We start from the raw sequence: 15,455 nt of genomic DNA, 5'->3' as shown, positions 1-15,455 counted from the left end.
GTAGGCGGACGAGAAGGACTGTCCGCGGGGAAGCGTGGGATACGGGGACGCATGCACATCTCTTTCCTTATTCACAACGCGTACGGCATCGGCGGGACGATCCGGACGACGTACAACTTGGCGAACACCCTCGCCGAGCAGCACGACGTCGAGATCGTCTCCGTCTTCCGGCACCGCGACGACCCCGTGTTCTCGCCCGGCTCCCGCGTCCGGCTGAGTCACCTCGTCGACATGCGCAAGGAAAGCCCCCACTACGAAGGGGACACCCCCGACGCGCTGCGACCCGCACGGGCGTTCCCGAGCGCGGAAGGCCGCTACCGGCAGTACAGCGCGCTCACCGACCGGCGCATCGCCGAGCACCTCTCCTCGGTCAGCGCCGACGTGGTCGTGGGTACCCGCCCCGGTCTGAACGTGCACCTGGCCCGCGAGACCGCGCGCGGCCCGCTGCGGGTCGGCCAGGAGCACCTCACCCTCGACAGCCACTCCAAGGAACTGCGCCGCCAGCTGCGCAGCGTCTACCCGCGCCTCGACGTCCTGACCACGACGACCGAGGCCGACGCCCGCGCCTACCGCCGCAAGATGCGCCTGCCCGGAGTCCACGTCCAGGCCGTGCCCAACCCCGTCCCCGCGCCCGGCATCGAGCCCGCGGACGGCTCGCAGAAGTGGGTCGTGGCGGCGGGGCGCCTCGCCCCCGTCAAGCGGTACGACCTGCTGATACGGGCCTTCGACCAGGTGCGCGCCGAGCGCCCGGACTGGCGCCTGCGGATCTACGGCGGCGGCAAGCAGAAGGACAAGCTGCGCGCCCTGATCGACGAGCTCGGTCTCTACAACCACGTCTTCCTGATGGGGCCCGCCCACCCCATCGAGCCCGAGTGGGCCAAGGGCTCCATCGCGGCGGTCACCTCCAGCCTGGAGTCCTTCGGCATGACGATCGTCGAGGCCATGCGCTGCGGCCTGCCCGTCGTCGCCACCGACTGCCCGCACGGACCCGGCGAGATCATCGACAACGGAGTGGACGGACGCCTCGTCGAGGTCGGCAACCCCGACGCGATAGCGGGCGGCCTGCTCGAACTGATCAACAACGACACGCTGCGCAGGCAGATGGCGGGCGCCGCGCTCGAGGACTCCGAGCGCTTCGACCCGGCCCGCATCGCCGAGCGCTACGACTCGATGTTCAGCGGGATGCTCACCCGCGGCAGCTCCTTCGGCGGCCGGGTGCGCGGCACGCTGCACCGCACCCGCGGCGCGCTCCTGAACGGCGCGTACGCGGTGCGGGACATCGGACACGGGGCACCGACCAGCGGCATACAGACGAAAGGATCCACCGCATGACGGCCTTGGCCACCTCGGACGCCTCATCGCCCTGCGACGCCGGTTCCGATCAGGACGTCGCCGCGGCACCGCGCGCCGACTGCATAGCCGACTCCGCGGGCGGACTCACCTTCGACGTGACCGACCCCGGCGGCGAGGGCGCCGCCTACCTCCTGCTGCGCCGCCGCGACGCGGCCTCCGCCGACGAGGACGTGCGCCTGCCGCTGTCCCCGGCTGCCGACGGCAGGCTGCGGGCCGCGCTGCCCAGCAGCGTCGAGCTGGCCGAGGGACGCTGGAACGCCTACGCGGAGGTCGGCGGCACCCCGCGCCGCCTCGCGCCCGGCGTGAACGACCTGCGCTCCCTCGTCGACCGCGCCCCCAGCGGGGCCCGCGGCTACATCGCCGTCCGTATTCCGTACGCCACCAAGCAGGGAAACCTTTCTGTACGCAGCTGGCTGCGCGCCCCGCACGCCGAGATCGGCGAGCTGGACATCGCCGGCACCTCGGTGACCGCGCACGGCCGCGTGTACGGCACCGTGCTGACCGGCGCCGCCTTCGCCGAAGCCTCCCGCCGCGCCGAGCCCGAGCGCGTCGAGCGCTACGAAGTGACCGCCGACGGCGTGGAGTTCAGCTTCGGCCTGCGCTGCGACGTGCTCGCCGAAAGCGGCCCCGGCCCCTGGGACCTCTGGCTGCGCCCGGCGGGGGAGAGCGGGCCGCGGATCCGCCTCGCCCGGCTCCTGGACGACGTGGCGGACAAGAAGCAGATCTTCACCTACCCGTCCGTACGGCTCGACACCGCGGCGCACGGCCCGCTGGACGCGGGGCCGTACTACACGAACGACAACGACCTCTCAGTACGCATCCGTGAGGCGAGCGCGGTCGAGGGCTGAGGCCGGCGTCGAGGGCTGACGTCGGCGGGGGACTGGGCGAGCCGCACGGGGTGAGGCCATCGCGGACCGTGGCTGTCCGCGACGCCGGGCACAATCGCCTCCATGTTGGAGACTTCCGCACGACTGCTCCGCCTGCTCTCGCTGCTGCAGGCCCACCGCGACTGGTCGGGCGCGGACCTGGCCGACCGGCTCGGCGTCACCCCGCGCACCGTGCGGCGTGACGTGGACCGGCTCCGCGAGCTCGGCTACCCCGTCAACGCGAGCCCCGGCACGGGCGGCGGCTACCAGCTCGGAGCGGGCGCGGAGCTGCCGCCGCTGCTCCTGGACGACGACGAGGCGGTCGCGGTGGCCGTCGGGCTGCGCACCGCCGCCGGACAGGGCATCGAAGGCATCGGCGAGACCTCCGTACGCGCCCTGACCAAGCTGGAGCAGGTGCTGCCGAGCAGGCTGCGGCGCCGGGTCGGCGCGCTGACGGCGTTCACCGTGCCGATGCTGAGGACCCCGCGGCAGCAGACCGTCGACCCCTCGGTACTGACCGAACTGGCGCACGCCTGCCGTGACTCGGAGCGCCTGCGCTTCGACTACCGCGACCACGGCGGCAGTTTGACCCGCCGCACCGTCGAACCGCACCGCCTCGTCTGCACCGAACGCCGCTGGTATCTGGTCGCCTGGGACGTCGAGCGTGACGACTGGCGCACCTTCCGCGCGGACCGCGTCGAACCCCGGCCGCCGCACGGACCCCGTTTCGCGCCGCGCACCCCGCCCGCCGACGATCTCGCCGCGTACGTCTCCAAGGGCGTCTCCACGCGTGCGTACGCCGCACAGGCGGTGTTCCGGCTCCTGGTGCCGCTTGAGGAGGCGGCCGAGCGGGTCACCCCGTCGGACGGCACGCTGGAGGCGGAGACCGAGCACAGCTGCCTGCTGCGCACGGGCGCCACGAGCCTGGACGTCATGGTCATCCATGTGCTGCTGATGGGTTTCGAGTTCCAGGTCGTCGAGCCGGCGGACTTCACCGAGCGGCTCAGCTCGGCGAGGGACCTCCTGAGCCGGGCCCTGGACCGGGGTGTTCGGTCTGCGGATCCGGATACTGCGCCTGCGGCGGATGGAACGCCGCGTACTCCGGATGGTGCAGGTCGAACGCCGGGGACTCGGAGCGGATCCGGGGCAGCGTGACGAAGTTGTGGCGCGGGGCGGGGCAGGCGGTGGCCCATTCCAGGGAGCGGCCGAAGCCCCACGGGTCGTCGGCGTCGACCTTCTTGCCGTACTTGGCGGTCTTCCAGACGTTGTAGAGGAACGGCAGCGTGGACATGCCGAGCAGGAACGCCCCGATGGACGAGATGGTGTTGAGGACCGTGAAGCCGTCCGCCGCGAGGTAGTCGGCGTACCGCCGCGGCATGCCCTCCGCGCCCAGCCAGTGCTGGACGAGGAACGTCACGTGGAATCCGATGAAGAGCGTCCAGAAGTGGATCTTGCCGAGCGTCTCGTCGAGCATCTTCCCGGTCAGCTTCGGCCACCAGAAGTAGAAGCCGCCGAAGGTCGCGAAGACGACGGTGCCGAACACCACGTAGTGGAAGTGGGCCACGACGAAGTACGTGTCGGTGACGTGGAAGTCCAGCGGCGGCGAGGCCAGGATGACGCCGGTGAGGCCGCCGAAGAGGAAGCTCACCAGGAACCCGACCGACCACAGCATCGGCGTCTCGAACGACAGCGAGCCCCTGAGCATCGTCCCCGTCCAGTTGAAGAACTTCACGCCCGTGGGGACCGCGATGAGGAAGGACATGAAGGAGAAGAAGGGCAGCAGGACCGCGCCCGTCGCGAACATGTGGTGCGCCCACACGACGACCGAGAGCCCGGTGATGGTCATCGTCGCGCCGACCAGCGGCAGATAGCCGAAGATCGGCTTCCGGCTGAAGACCGGAATGATCTCCGTGATGATCCCGAAGAACGGCAGCGCGATGATGTAGACCTCGGGATGCCCGAAGAACCAGAAGAGGTGCTGCCACAGCAGCGCACCGCCGTTCTCCGGGGCGAACACCATGGATCCGAAGCGCCGGTCCGCCTCCAGGACGAGCAGCGCTGCCGCCAGTACGGGGAAGGCGAGCAGGACCAGGATGGAGGTGAACAGGACGTTCCAGGTGAAAATGGGCATCCGGAACATCGTCATTCCCGGCGCCCGCATCCCGATGATGGTCGTCAGGAAGTTCACCGAACCGAGGATCGTGCCGAACCCGGAGAGCGCGAGCCCCATGATCCACAGGTCGGCGCCGATCCCCGGCGAGCGCTCCATGCTGTTGAGCGGCGCGTAGGCGAACCAGCCGAAGTTCGCAGGACCGCCGGGCACCAGGAACGAGCCGAGCACCATCAGGCCGCCGAAGAGGAACAGCCAGTACGACAGCATGTTGAGCCGCGGGAAGGCGACGTCGGGGGCGCCGATCTGCAACGGCATGATCTCGTTGGCGAAACCCGCGAAGGTCGGCGTCGCGAAGAGCAGCAGCATGATCGTGCCGTGCATGGTGAACGCCTGGTTGAACTCGTTGTTCGACATCAGCTGGAGGCCGGGGCGGGCCAGTTCGGCCCGCATCATCAGCGCCATCAGCCCCGCGACGAGGAAGAACACGAAGGACGTGATCAGGTACAGGTGGCCGATCTTCTTGTGGTCGGTGGTGGTCAGCCAGTCCACGAGGAGCCGGCCGGGCGTCCGCTGCCGGACGGGTCGCGCCTGCGCCGCTGCTGTCTCGGTCCCCATACGCTCGCCCCTTCGCCGTCGCGCATCCGGGCATACCGGCCGGGGCCATGATGCTCGCGTCGCACCGACTCCGACAGGGGGCGTACGAGAACGCTGTGCCGGAACCGTGAATTCCCCATGCGCCGTCACATCCCGTCGCGTGCCCGGAATCGGGAAATCGCGGAGGGTTGCGCAAAAACGTCTTGCCTCTTTTTCCGCCGTGCTATTGCCGTTGTTTCCGGGCGCCGCGAGGGAGTTGGCGGTGAATGCGGGATTCACGTCGGAACTACTCCGGAACCGCCCGTACGTGTGACGGAGTTAAGAGGAAACGGGTGTCGTGATCCTGTGACAAAAGCGTGACCGGAGGGGGACCGGTGACCCATGGTGTGCGGCTACGGCCTTCCCCGGCCGGGCCGCGCCGCCTAACGTGGCGGCCATGGCACCTATTCCGACCCCTCCCACCGAACCCCGGGACAACCTGGACGCCTACGTCGGCCTCGCGGCCGAGAGCGCCGAGCAGCAGGCAGGCGCGCGCGGCTGGTCCCCCGTCAGGTCGTTGCCGCCGGGCGCGATCATCACGATGGAGTACCTCGCCGGGCGGCTCAACTTCGAGGTCAAGGAAGGCGTCGTGGTCCGCTGCTGGAAGGGCTGACCCCTCCGCACACAGGCGAAAGGCCCCGGTTCCGAGACGGAACCGGGGCCTTCGCGATGCGGGGGATGGTTGTGCGTACCGACCCCCGCTGCTTTCGCGGCCTAGCCGCCCGCCACCGGCCGCGGCGACGTGGCGGCGCGTGAGGCGCGCTCGGAGTGCGGCGGGCGGCGGCTGCCCGCCGGGGTGACCGGGCTGCGCTCGGAGCGCGGTGTGTGCGGGCCCGGCGCGAGGTAGGCCGGGCTGCGGGCGGGGCGCGCGGCGCCGACCGGCTCGCGGTGCGGGGGCTCGTCGGCCTGCGCGGTGGCGGGCTGCGGGACCATCGCGGGCACCGGGGCGGCCGGGGTCGGGACGGCGGCGCCGGCACGGCGGGAGCGCCAGAGCTCGCGCAGATCGAAGATCCAGCCCTCGACGCGGGTGAGCAGCGGCTCCACCCAGGGCAGTGCGAGCAGGACGAGGAGACCCGCGGCCCAGCCGAGGAAGACGTCGCTCAGCCAGTGCGTGCCGAGGTACACGGTGGTCAGGCCGACGCTGAGGGAGACCACGGCGGAGAGCGCCGAAAGATAGCGGCGGGTGCGCGGGGTGGAGGCCATATAGGCGAGGATTCCCCAGGTCACCACGGCATTGGCGGTATGCCCGGAGGGGAATATATCGCCGCCGAGCCACATCTCGTTGGCGCCGATCGTGGTGGCGTAGTGCGGGCCGAGACGGCCCATGCCGATCTTGGCGGCGCCGACCGTGACGTTGAGCAGGAGCAGGGCCGCGCCGAACGTCAGGAGCGGGCGGATCGTGTGCTGGCGCCAGGAGCGCCAGCCCAGCCAGGCCGCGACCATCACCGCCGTCGGGCCGCGCTGGCCGAGGACCACCCAGTAGTCGAGGAAGGCGTGGATCTCGGGCCACTGCTGGTAGGGCCGGAAGAACATGACCTGCCAGTCGAACCGCACCAGCCACGAAGTGGTCAGCACGGCGACCACGATGGCGAGGTAGAAGGCCAGGGTCGCGCTGAAGAGCACGATCCGGTGCCTGCTCATCCTCGGTACATCGAGGCCGGCCGGTCGTTCCGGCTCACGGTCGAGCCGGGCGAAGACCCGGTCCAGACGGGTGAGGTTTCGTTCGGTACGCACCCAATCGACGTTACAGCGAGTGAGTGCGCGACTAGGCCGAATCGGTGGCTTTGTGATGACGATGTGATGTGGCATTCATCTCAGACGGAGGTTTATTCCTGCGCTTTCCCTATTCACCCGGGAGTCCCCGTACGCAATTCGTTGATCATTTCTGTGGCCGTTTTATGCCGCTTATTAATTCGTTCACCGCGGCCTGGCGTGGAATTTCCCGGGCGGTCACCGGGGCCGCCGAAATGATCATGGCGGACCCGAGCCGTTCAGCCAGAACGCCCCGTACACGGCGCTCGCCGCCGCCACACCCCCCAGGACAAGGACTGACCTGGACGTACGCAGCCGGGCGAGCGCCACCGCGAGCGGCAGGAGCAGGGGGAAGGCGGGCAGCAGGAGGCGCGGCTTCGAGCCGAAATAGCCGGCCGCGCACAGGGCGAGCGCCATGACGATCCCGCTGTAGACGAGCAGGGGCAGCGGTTGCCTCGCGCGTACGCCGACGACGTACAGCCAGATCGCCAGGGCGACCCCGACGATCAGGCCGGCTCCCGCGAGGGCCGCGGGAAAGGCGGTGAACTTCTCGCCGACGAAGCGGGCGAAGGCGTAGCCGAAGTCGAAGCCGTTCCCCCAGCCGGCCTGGACGTCGAGATAGCCCAGGAGGCCGTCACCGGTGCGCCTGCCGACCCACAGGACGTAGCCCGCCGCGCCGAGCGGGGCGAGCACCACCCCGAGGATCATGCGCCGGTCGGCCGTCCCCTCCCGGCGGACGCGCAGGGCGGCCGTCACCCAGATCGCCGCGACGACCGCGGCGCCCACGGGACGGGTCAGGCCCGCGCCGGAGGCGAGCACGCCCGCCCACACCCAGCGGTCGGTGAGCACCGCGTACAGCGACCAGGCCGCGAGCGCCGTGAAGAGGGACTCGCTGTACGCCATCGACTGCACGATCCCCACGGGCAGGACCGCCCACAGCGCGACCGCGCAGATCCCCGCACGTCGCCCGTAGAGGTGATCGGCGATCGCGAAGATCCCCGCGGCGGCGCAGAGCGAGGCGAGCCAGCTCACCACCAGGCCCGCGTCGGCGTAGGACAGCGGACTGATCGCCGAGACGAGCCGCTCCAGCCAGGGAAGGAGCGGGAAGAACGCGAGGTTCGAGTGCACGCTGCCGTCCGGGAGCCGCACCTCCCAGCCATAGCCGAACTCGGCGACGCGGGTGTACCAGAGCGAGTCCCAGCGCGCGGTGAGCAGCGTGTGCGCGCTCTTGCCCGCCGCCGCGCTCCACACCGCGAGGACCGCGACCCCCAGGGCACGCACTCCCGCGTAGGCCAGGAGCGCGGGCGCCGCGCGGCGTAGCGCGGCGCCGATGCGGGCACCATACGAGGGCAGCGGCAGGCGTTGTTCGAGGTCGTTCACGGGCTCGATTATCGGCGCAGGCGGGAACCGGCCACCCGGTCGGGTGCGTGGTCCAGAGGTGGGCAGCGTGGCGTACGCCACACGGTCTCCGCTCAACCATGAGAGGTCCGCCACGCGCCACAGCCGTGAACTCGCGTACTCTGACGGCTCACTCGCCTTTCGTTGCCGCCAGCTGGGAGATCACGTCCCGCGGGGCCGCCGATGCGAGGGATCACTGGGAGGTATCGCACATGTCGGGTTCAACCACGGCCACCGCTCCTTCCGGCCGTCGGGTACCCGGGTCGCAGGGTGGCGCCAACCGCTGGCTGGTGCTCGTCGTTCTCTGCGTAAGCCTGCTGCTCGTCGCCGTTGACGCCACCGTTCTGCACGTGGCGGTTCCCGCGGTCACGGAGGACCTGAAGCCCGGCGGCATCGAGCTGCTGTGGATCGTGGACGTCTATCCGCTGGTCTGCGCCTCGCTGCTGATCCTCTTCGGCACCCTCGGTGACCGGGTGGGCCGCAGACGCGTGCTGCTGCTCGGCTACGCCCTCTTCGGAGTGGCCTCGGCCGTGGCCGCCACGGCGGACAACGCCCAGGTCCTGATCGCGGCCCGCGCCCTGCTCGGCATCGGCGGCGCGATGATCATGCCCGCGACCCTCTCGATCCTGCGCCAGGTCTTCCCCGACCGGCGTGAGCGCGCCGTCGCCATCGGTGTGTGGAGCGCGGTGGCCGGAATCGGCGCGGCGGGCGGACCGCTGCTCGGCGGTTTCCTCCTGGAGCACTTCTGGTGGGGCTCGGTCTTCCTGATAAACATCCCGTTGATGCTGGTCAGCCTGCCCATCGGGCGGCTGCTCCTGCCCGAGTCGACGGGGGATCGCAACGGGCCCTGGGACGTGGTCGGCGCGCTGATGGCCGCGGGCGGTCTCTTCGGCATCGTGTTCGCGGTGAAGCGGGCCGGCAGCGGAGAGTCGCCGTTCGGCATGACGACCCTCCTCTCGTTCTTCGTCGGCGTGGCCCTCCTGATCGGCTTCGTCCGCAGGCAGCGGCGGCGCAAGCACCCGCTCATAGACCTGTCGATGTTCGCGCGGCCAGCGTTCAGCACCTCGCTCGGCTGCATCGTCCTCGCGATGCTCGCGCTGGTGGGCCTCGAACTGGTCGCCGCGCAGTATCTGCAGCTGGTGCTCGGCCTCTCCCCGCTGGAGACCGGTATGCGGCTCGTGCCGCTCACCGTCGCCGCGATGGTCGCGGGCCTCGCCGGAACGAAGTTCCTGCACCGTTTCGGGCCGCGCGCGATGGTCGCCTCCGGCTTCACGCTGACCGCGGTGGCCGTGGTGATCCTCACCGGGATGGGTGACCGGATCAACGACCCGTTGATGATCACCAGCTTCGTGCTGCTCGGCCTCGGCCTGCAGACCACGCTCTTCGGCAGCTACGAGTCGATGCTCAGCGAGGCGCCCCAGGCGCAGGCGGGCGGCGCCGCCGCGATCGGCGAGACCTCCTACCAGCTGGGCGCCGGCATCGGCATCGCGCTGCTCGGCAGCGTCATGAACGCCGCGTACGCGCCAGGCCTCTCGTCCGTGCAGGGCGTCCCGGCCAGGGAGAGCGCCGCCGCGAGCCACTCGCTCGGCGAGGCGTACGAGGTCGCCAGGGGGCTCGGCGGCGGGGCGGGCGAGGCGCTGCGCACCGCGGCGCGCGAGTCCTTCGTGCACGGACTGCACGTGACCTTGCTGGTCAGCGCGGGCCTGCTGCTGCTCGGCGCGCTGATGGCGCTGAAGCTGCCGCGGACGATGGAGTGCGGGACGCCCGCGGCGCTGCCCGAGCAGGGAGTACCGGCACCCCGCAGCGAGGCGGAGGTCCCCGCGGAGTCCGTCCGCTGACGTGCTTTTGGCCCTCGGCCGGGGGAGTCTTTGACCCGTCCGCCCTTGTTCCTGCGCGACCCCGCGTCGTAACGTCAGCGCGAGCCGTAAGTAACTAACACTGCTAGTTTTTGCGCCGCCGGAGGCCCGAGATGTCCGCACGCAGCCGCACGCCCCTGCCGCCCTTCGACCCCGCCGACCCCCTCGGCATCGACGACCTCCTGGACCCGGAGGACCTCGCGATCCGGGAGACCGTCCGCAGCTGGGCGGCCGACCGCGTCCTGCCGCACATCGCCGACTGGTACGAGAAGGGCGAGCTGCCCGGCATCCGCGACCTCGCCCGCGAGCTCGGCTCGATCGGCGCGCTCGGCATGTCCCTGGAGGGCTACGGCTGCGCCGGTGCCAGCTCCGTCCAGTACGGGCTCGCCTGCCTGGAGCTGGAGGCCGCCGACTCCGGCATCCGCTCGCTCGTCTCCGTGCAGGGCTCCCTGGCCATGTACGCCATCCACCGCTTCGGCTCCGAGGAGCAGAAGCGGCAGTGGCTGCCCGGCATGGCCGCGGGCGAGATCATCGGCTGCTTCGGCCTGACCGAGCCCGACCACGGCTCCGACCCGGCGTCCATGCGCACGTTCGCGAAGAAGGACGGCAGCGACTGGGTGCTCACCGGGCGCAAGATGTGGATCACCAACGGATCGGTGGCCGGCGTCGCCGTGGTCTGGGCGCACACCGACGACGGGATCAGGGGCTTCGTCGTCCCGACCGGGACCCCCGGCTTCTCGGCGCCGGAGATCAAGCACAAGTGGTCGCTGCGCGCGAGCGTCACCAGCGAACTGGTCCTCGACGAGGTGCGGCTGCCGGCCGACGCCGTGCTTCCCGGAGTCACCGGACTCAAGGGCCCCCTGAGCTGTCTCTCCCACGCGCGCTACGGCATCGTCTGGGGAGCCATGGGCGCCGCCCGCTCCTCCTTCGAGGCGGCCGTGGAGTACTCCAAGTCGCGCGAGCAGTTCGGCAGGCCCATCGGCGGCTTCCAGCTCACCCAGGCCAAGCTCGCCGACATGGCGGTCGAACTGCACAAGGGCATCCTGCTCGCCCACCACCTCGGCCGGCGTCTCGACGCGGGCAGGCTCCGTCCCGAGCAGGTCAGCTTCGGCAAGCTCAACAACGTACGAGAAGCGATCGAGATCTGCCGCACGTCCCGGACGATCCTCGGCGCGAACGGGATCTCGCTGGAGTACCCCGTGATGCGGCACGCGACGAACCTCGAATCGGTGCTCACCTATGAGGGCACCGTGGAAATGCATCAACTCGTGTTGGGCAAGGCGCTCACCGGTCTTGACGCCTTCCGGTGAGCGGCCTTGCCCGCTAGCTCTGGTTGAAGAAACCGTCCGTCGGACGGCTCGTGGCCTCCCCGTTGACGATGTGCGTGTCGGCGGGGGTCAGCAGGAAGACCCGCGTCGCCACGCGCTCGATGGAACCGCGCAGACCGAAGGTGAGGCCCGCGGCGAAGTCCACGACGCGCTTGGCGTCGCCGGGCTCCATCGACGTGAGGTTCATGATGACCGGCACGCCGGACCGGAAGAGCTCGCCGATGCCGCGCGCGTCCCGGAAACTGTCCGGGGTCACGGTCCCGATCCGGCGCCCTTCCTCCTCGGCGGTTTCGCTCGCCACCCGCACGCGCGGGTCGGTCACCCAGGCATCGCCGGGTCCCTCGGCTCCGTCGTCGTCATAGCCGTCGTAGTAACGCTCGTCGTTGTTGTTGTCGTCGACGAGGCCAAGCCAGGCACTCGCCTTGCGCACCGATCCCATGGACGCCTCCTCTCACAGCGGGCTTTCTGCGTTCCGCATCCCCATGTTCGTCCATGATGCGGATAGTGCGCCAAGTGGATAGTCGCCGCGCGGGGTTTTCGTGACGGGACTGGTGCAGAGTCAACACGCTGTTTCACATGCTCCTCAAGGGTCCTGCTGTGTACGGCTGCTGACTGGGAGTGAAATATGATTCTTCACGGCGTACGGGTGACGGGCGGGGCGTCCGGGTGAACGTCCCCCTCGATACGATGCCCCGGTTGATCGCAAACAGGCTCACGGGGGAGTCGTATGTTCGGAATCGTCAGGCCCTGCAGCCATCGTCTCGGCGAGAGTCTCAAGACGCAGTGGATGGCGCATCTGTGCGGGCTCTGCCTCGCGCTGCGCGGTGACCACGGGCAGTTCGCCCGCGTCGTGACCAACTACGACGGCCTGATCATCTCGGTCCTGACGGAGGCTCAGGCCGAGCGGTCCACCGGGTGGCGTCGCACCGCGGGCCCCTGCCCGCTGCGTGGTATGCGCACCGCCTCCGTGGCGCAGGGCGAGGGCGCGCGGCTCGCCGCGGCCGTCTCGCTGGTGCTCGCGTCGGCCAAGGTGCGCGACCACGTCGTCGACGGGGACGGCATCCTGGCGCGCAGGCCGGTGGCCGCCGCCGCCCGCAAGGTCGCCCGGAGCTGGGACCGGGCGGGCGCCCGCACCGGCGCCGACGTGGGCTTCGACACGGCGGTCCTGCTCGACGCCGTCGAACGGCAGGTCGGCATCGAGGGCTTGGCGGGTCCCGGTACCTCCCTGCTCACGGTCACCGAGCCGACCGAGACCGCCACCGCGGCGGCCTTCGCGCACACCGCCGTCATCGCGGGCAGGCCCGGCAACGCCGAACCGCTCGCCGAGGCGGGGCGGCTCTTCGGCAGGCTCGCGCACCTCCTGGATGCCGTGGAGGACAGGGAAGCTGACGCCGCGTCGGGTGCCTGGAACCCGCTGACGGCCACGGGCACCGGTCTCGCCGAGGCCCGGCGCCTCGCCGACGACGCACTGCACGGCATCCGGCTCGCGCTGCGCGACGCCGAATTCACCGACGGCAAGCTCGCCCACAAGCTGCTCGCGCACGAACTCGGGCGTTCGGTGGACCGCGCCTTCGGGACCGACGCGTGCGGACACACGCACGAGGTGACGGCACATCAGGGCGGCTCCTTCGGGCCGCCGCCGGGCCAGGGCGGGCCGTACGGGCCTCCCCCCGGCGGTCCGTACGGCCCGCAGCCCCCGTACGGAGACGGCAATCCGTACGGCGGCGGGAATCCGTACGGAGGCGGGGTGCCCGGTGGTCCCGGTGGGTCGGGCGGTCCCGGCGGCCCGGGTGGTTTCGGTGGCGGGCCCGGGTTCGAGCCGCAGCCGCCGAAGCCGGGCAAGCGGGGGTTCTGGGCGGGGTGCGCGGTCGCCATCGGGCTGTGCTGCACCTGCAAGCTGTGCTGCGCCGATTCCTACGAGGGGCCCTGGTCCCGCAAGAAGCGCGAGGGCTGCTGCACCAACTGCGGCGACAGCGGGTGCTGCTCGTGCTGCGAGTGCTGCTCCTGCTGCGACTGCGGCCTCTAGGGATCTCCCTGCCCCCGGTCAGTCCTTGATTCCAGGCGGGAAGACGCCTGCCCGGCACCGGTATGCAAGGGTTGATCACATGATGACGGACGGATCGACGGACGCGGTACGCGACTGGAAGCGCTGGCACGAGCAGCGGGTGGAGACGGTGTCGGCGTCCTACGGCCCCCTCTCCCTCACCGGCACCCACTGGCTCGCGGACCACCCGGATGGTTCGCTTCCGGACATCCCCGGGCGCTGGACCGAGGCGGGCGACGAGATCGTCCTGACCGCGGCGGCCGGCGCCGGGCTCACCCTCGACGGACAGCCCTTCGACGGCGAGGCCCGCCTCGGCGCCGACCCCGGCCCGGTCGCCGCGGCCCGCGTCGGGCTGGGCGAGCGCCGCCTGGTCGTGCTGCGGCGCGAAGGGCAGTGGGCGGTACGCGACTTCGACCCGGAGTCCGCCACGCGCCGCGCGTTCGCGGGCATCGAGGCCACCGGGTACGACGCGCGCTGGGCGGTGCCGGGGCGCTTCACTCCGTACGCCGCCGACAGCACGGTGGACGGGGTGCGCACCGTCAGGGTCGGCAACGCGGACGGGGTGGAGCGGGGGCTCGGTCTCGGGGGTGAGCTGGCCTTCCGCCTGGCCGGAAAGGACCACACGCTCCAGGTGTCGGTGGAGGAGAACGGCTCCCTGTGGGCGGTGTTCGGCGACGCGACCAGCGGGGTGTCCAGCTACCGGTTCAGGTTCCTGCGGCCCGCCGCGCCGGACGCCGAGGGGCGCACGACGGTCGACTTCAACCGCGCGCTGCTTCCGCCGTGCGCCTTCGCCGACCACTTCATCTGCCCCTTCCCGCCGCCGGGCAACACCCTTGACGTCGAGATCGCCGCCGGAGAGCGGAACCTGATCGACCGGCGGCTCGTCTGAAACAGAGCCGATGACCCAAGCCCCGGCGGGCGTACGACAGGTACCACAGCCGCCGGGGCCGGTCGCCGTGTATACGGCCGACGGCCGAAAGGTGCCCTTGTGCGCGGTGTCCCCGGCCCGAATACTCCCGAGCAGCGCTTGTCAGGGGCACGGCATATCCGGAATCCGGCTTGCCTTTTGCCCATTGGCTGCGCCTCACGGGCCCCAACCCACCGGGCCCACTGACTTCCCCCCGGGAGGAACAACAAGTGAGGAACAAGCGCACCACCCCCCGCAGCGGCATAGCGAGACGTACTCGTCTGCTCGCCGTGGCCACCGGACTTGTGGCCGCCGGCGCGCTCGCCGTCCCCGCTGCGAACGCCAATGACGTCACCACCTTCAGCTCGGCGCAGCTCACCAAGGCGAGCGACGCGGTACTCGACGCGGATGTCGCAGGCACCGCGTGGAGCGTCGACAAGGCGACGAACCGTCTTGTCGTCACCGCCGACAGCACCGTCTCCAAGGCCGAGATCGCCAAGATCAGGGAGGCGGCGGGCAGCAATGCGGGCGCCCTCAAGGTCGAGCGCACTCCCGGCAAGTTCAGCAAGCTGATCTCCGGCGGCGACGCGATCTACGCGTCCAGCTGGCGCTGCTCGCTCGGCTTCAACGTCCGCAGCGGCAGCACCTACTACTTCCTCACCGCCGGTCACTGCACCGACGGAGCCGGCACCTGGTGGTCCAACTCCGGGCGCACCACCGTGGTCGGGTCCACGACGGGATCAAGCTTCCCGACGAACGACTACGGCATCGTCAAGTACTCCTCGACCAACCACCCCGGCACGGTCGGCGGCCAGGACATCACCAGCGCGGGCAACCCCACCGTGGGGCAGACCGTCACCCGGCGCGGCTCGACCACCGGTACCCACAGCGGCAGGGTCACCGGCCTGAACGCGACCGTCAACTACGGCGGCGGCGACGTCGTCTACGGCATGATCAAGACCACGGTCTGCGCGGAGCCCGGCGACAGCGGCGGCCCGCTCTACGCGGGGACCAAGGCGCTCGGTCTCACCTCGGGCGGCAGCGGCAACTGCTCCTCGGGCGGCACGACCTTCTTCCAGCCGGTCACCGAGGCGCTGAGCGCGTACGGCGTGAGCGTCTACTGATCCACGTACGACCGGTCTGCAGCCAGCAGCGCAGGAGCCCTCGTCCGGGAACCCGGGCGGGGGCTCCGTCCTGTCTCCCGT

12 protein-coding genes and 1 pseudogene are annotated in these 15,455 nt (G+C 70.7%); 9 read left to right on the top strand and 4 right to left on the bottom strand.

The window, feature by feature from the left end; all coding sequences use genetic code 11:
* The first annotated feature begins 51 nt into the window (after positions 1 to 51).
* From IE226_RS20530 to IE226_RS20520, 3 genes are all read left to right on the top strand, one after another.
* The gene (locus IE226_RS20530; RefSeq protein WP_190082748.1) at positions 52 to 1,332 is read left to right on the top strand and encodes a glycosyltransferase family 4 protein; all 1,281 of its coding nucleotides are present in this window, start codon (positions 52 to 54) and stop codon (positions 1,330 to 1,332) included.
* On the top strand, positions 1,329 to 2,201 hold the full coding sequence (locus tag IE226_RS20525; protein ID WP_229871311.1) for a FixH family protein: 873 nt from the start codon (positions 1,329 to 1,331) through the stop codon (positions 2,199 to 2,201). The genes IE226_RS20530 and IE226_RS20525 overlap by 4 nt, the downstream gene beginning before the upstream one ends.
* Before the next feature lie 102 nt (positions 2,202 to 2,303).
* On the top strand, positions 2,304 to 3,374 hold the full coding sequence (locus IE226_RS20520; protein ID WP_190082747.1) for a helix-turn-helix transcriptional regulator: 1,071 nt from the start codon (positions 2,304 to 2,306) through the stop codon (positions 3,372 to 3,374).
* Position 3,375: 1 nt separating this feature from the next.
* Here the strand turns inward: IE226_RS20520 and ctaD are convergent.
* A pseudogene (gene ctaD / locus IE226_RS20515) lies at positions 3,376 to 4,947 on the bottom strand (aa3-type cytochrome oxidase subunit I); the annotation flags it as partial.
* Between the two features lie 415 nt (positions 4,948 to 5,362).
* On the opposite strand from ctaD, the gene IE226_RS20510 reads away from it, so the two are divergent.
* Positions 5,363 to 5,578: an I78 family peptidase inhibitor gene (locus IE226_RS20510; protein ID WP_190082746.1), complete on the top strand. Its 216-nt coding sequence runs from the start codon at positions 5,363 to 5,365 to the stop codon at positions 5,576 to 5,578.
* Between the two features lie 101 nt (positions 5,579 to 5,679).
* Here the strand turns inward: IE226_RS20510 and IE226_RS20505 are convergent, their stop codons facing one another.
* On the bottom strand, positions 5,680 to 6,699 hold the full coding sequence (locus IE226_RS20505; protein WP_190082745.1) for a phosphatase PAP2 family protein: 1,020 nt from the start codon (positions 6,697 to 6,699) through the stop codon (positions 5,680 to 5,682).
* A 237-nt stretch (positions 6,700 to 6,936) separates the two neighbouring features.
* Positions 6,937 to 8,097 (bottom strand): glycosyltransferase family 39 protein, encoded by a 1,161-nt coding sequence (locus IE226_RS20500; RefSeq protein WP_190082744.1) that lies wholly within the window; start codon positions 8,095 to 8,097, stop codon positions 6,937 to 6,939.
* A 230-nt stretch (positions 8,098 to 8,327) separates the two neighbouring features.
* Between IE226_RS20500 and IE226_RS20495 the strand changes: the two genes are divergently transcribed.
* Together IE226_RS20495 and IE226_RS20490 are read left to right on the top strand one after the other, a co-directional pair.
* The gene (locus IE226_RS20495) at positions 8,328 to 9,953 is read left to right on the top strand and encodes an MFS transporter (RefSeq protein ID WP_190082743.1); all 1,626 of its coding nucleotides are present in this window, start codon (positions 8,328 to 8,330) and stop codon (positions 9,951 to 9,953) included.
* 131 nt (positions 9,954 to 10,084) lie between these two features.
* A complete protein-coding gene (locus IE226_RS20490; RefSeq protein WP_190082742.1) occupies positions 10,085 to 11,281 on the top strand; it encodes an acyl-CoA dehydrogenase family protein in 1,197 nt (398 codons plus the stop codon).
* Between the two features lie 13 nt (positions 11,282 to 11,294).
* Here IE226_RS20490 and IE226_RS20485 read toward each other — a convergent pair whose 3' ends face one another.
* Positions 11,295 to 11,738: a cell division protein SepF gene (locus IE226_RS20485; protein ID WP_190082741.1), complete on the bottom strand. Its 444-nt coding sequence runs from the start codon at positions 11,736 to 11,738 to the stop codon at positions 11,295 to 11,297.
* A 288-nt stretch (positions 11,739 to 12,026) separates the two neighbouring features.
* On the opposite strand from IE226_RS20485, the gene IE226_RS20480 reads away from it, so the two are divergent.
* From IE226_RS20480 to IE226_RS20470, 3 genes are all read left to right on the top strand, one after another.
* Positions 12,027 to 13,325, top strand: a complete 1,299-nt coding sequence (locus IE226_RS20480) for a DUF5685 family protein (RefSeq protein WP_190082740.1) — start codon at positions 12,027 to 12,029, stop codon at positions 13,323 to 13,325.
* Positions 13,326 to 13,404: 79 nt separating this feature from the next.
* Positions 13,405 to 14,232, top strand: a complete 828-nt coding sequence (locus tag IE226_RS20475) for a DUF1684 domain-containing protein (RefSeq protein ID WP_190082739.1) — start codon at positions 13,405 to 13,407, stop codon at positions 14,230 to 14,232.
* Between the two features lie 248 nt (positions 14,233 to 14,480).
* Entirely contained in the window at positions 14,481 to 15,374 is an 894-nt protein-coding gene (locus IE226_RS20470) for a S1 family peptidase (protein WP_190082738.1), read from the top strand.
* Positions 15,375 to 15,455: the final 81 nt, after the last annotated feature.

The sequence above is a fragment of the Streptomyces longisporoflavus genome (genome assembly GCF_014649775.1).
Taxonomy (GTDB): Bacteria; Actinomycetota; Actinomycetes; order Streptomycetales; family Streptomycetaceae; genus Streptomyces; species Streptomyces longisporoflavus.
The sequence above is the reverse complement of the archived record's forward strand: the minus strand, read 5'-3'. Positions and strand labels throughout refer to the sequence as shown.

What these genes read in the sequence shown, in the direction of transcription:
- IE226_RS20525 (WP_229871311.1), top strand. Translation starts at nt 1,329, where the DNA reads ATGACGGCCTTGGCCACCTCGGACGCCTCATCGCCCTGCGACGCCGGT.
- IE226_RS20475 (WP_190082739.1), top strand. Translation starts at nt 13,405, where the DNA reads ATGATGACGGACGGATCGACGGACGCGGTACGCGACTGGAAGCGCTGG.
- IE226_RS20485 (WP_190082741.1), bottom strand. Translation starts at nt 11,738, where the DNA reads ATGGGATCGGTGCGCAAGGCGAGTGCCTGGCTTGGCCTCGTCGACGAC.
- IE226_RS20520 (WP_190082747.1), top strand. Translation starts at nt 2,304, where the DNA reads ATGTTGGAGACTTCCGCACGACTGCTCCGCCTGCTCTCGCTGCTGCAG.
- IE226_RS20495 (WP_190082743.1), top strand. Translation starts at nt 8,328, where the DNA reads ATGTCGGGTTCAACCACGGCCACCGCTCCTTCCGGCCGTCGGGTACCC.
- IE226_RS20510 (WP_190082746.1), top strand. Translation starts at nt 5,363, where the DNA reads ATGGCACCTATTCCGACCCCTCCCACCGAACCCCGGGACAACCTGGAC.
- IE226_RS20530 (WP_190082748.1), top strand. Translation starts at nt 52, where the DNA reads ATGCACATCTCTTTCCTTATTCACAACGCGTACGGCATCGGCGGGACG.
- IE226_RS20490 (WP_190082742.1), top strand. Translation starts at nt 10,085, where the DNA reads ATGTCCGCACGCAGCCGCACGCCCCTGCCGCCCTTCGACCCCGCCGAC.
- IE226_RS20480 (WP_190082740.1), top strand. Translation starts at nt 12,027, where the DNA reads ATGTTCGGAATCGTCAGGCCCTGCAGCCATCGTCTCGGCGAGAGTCTC.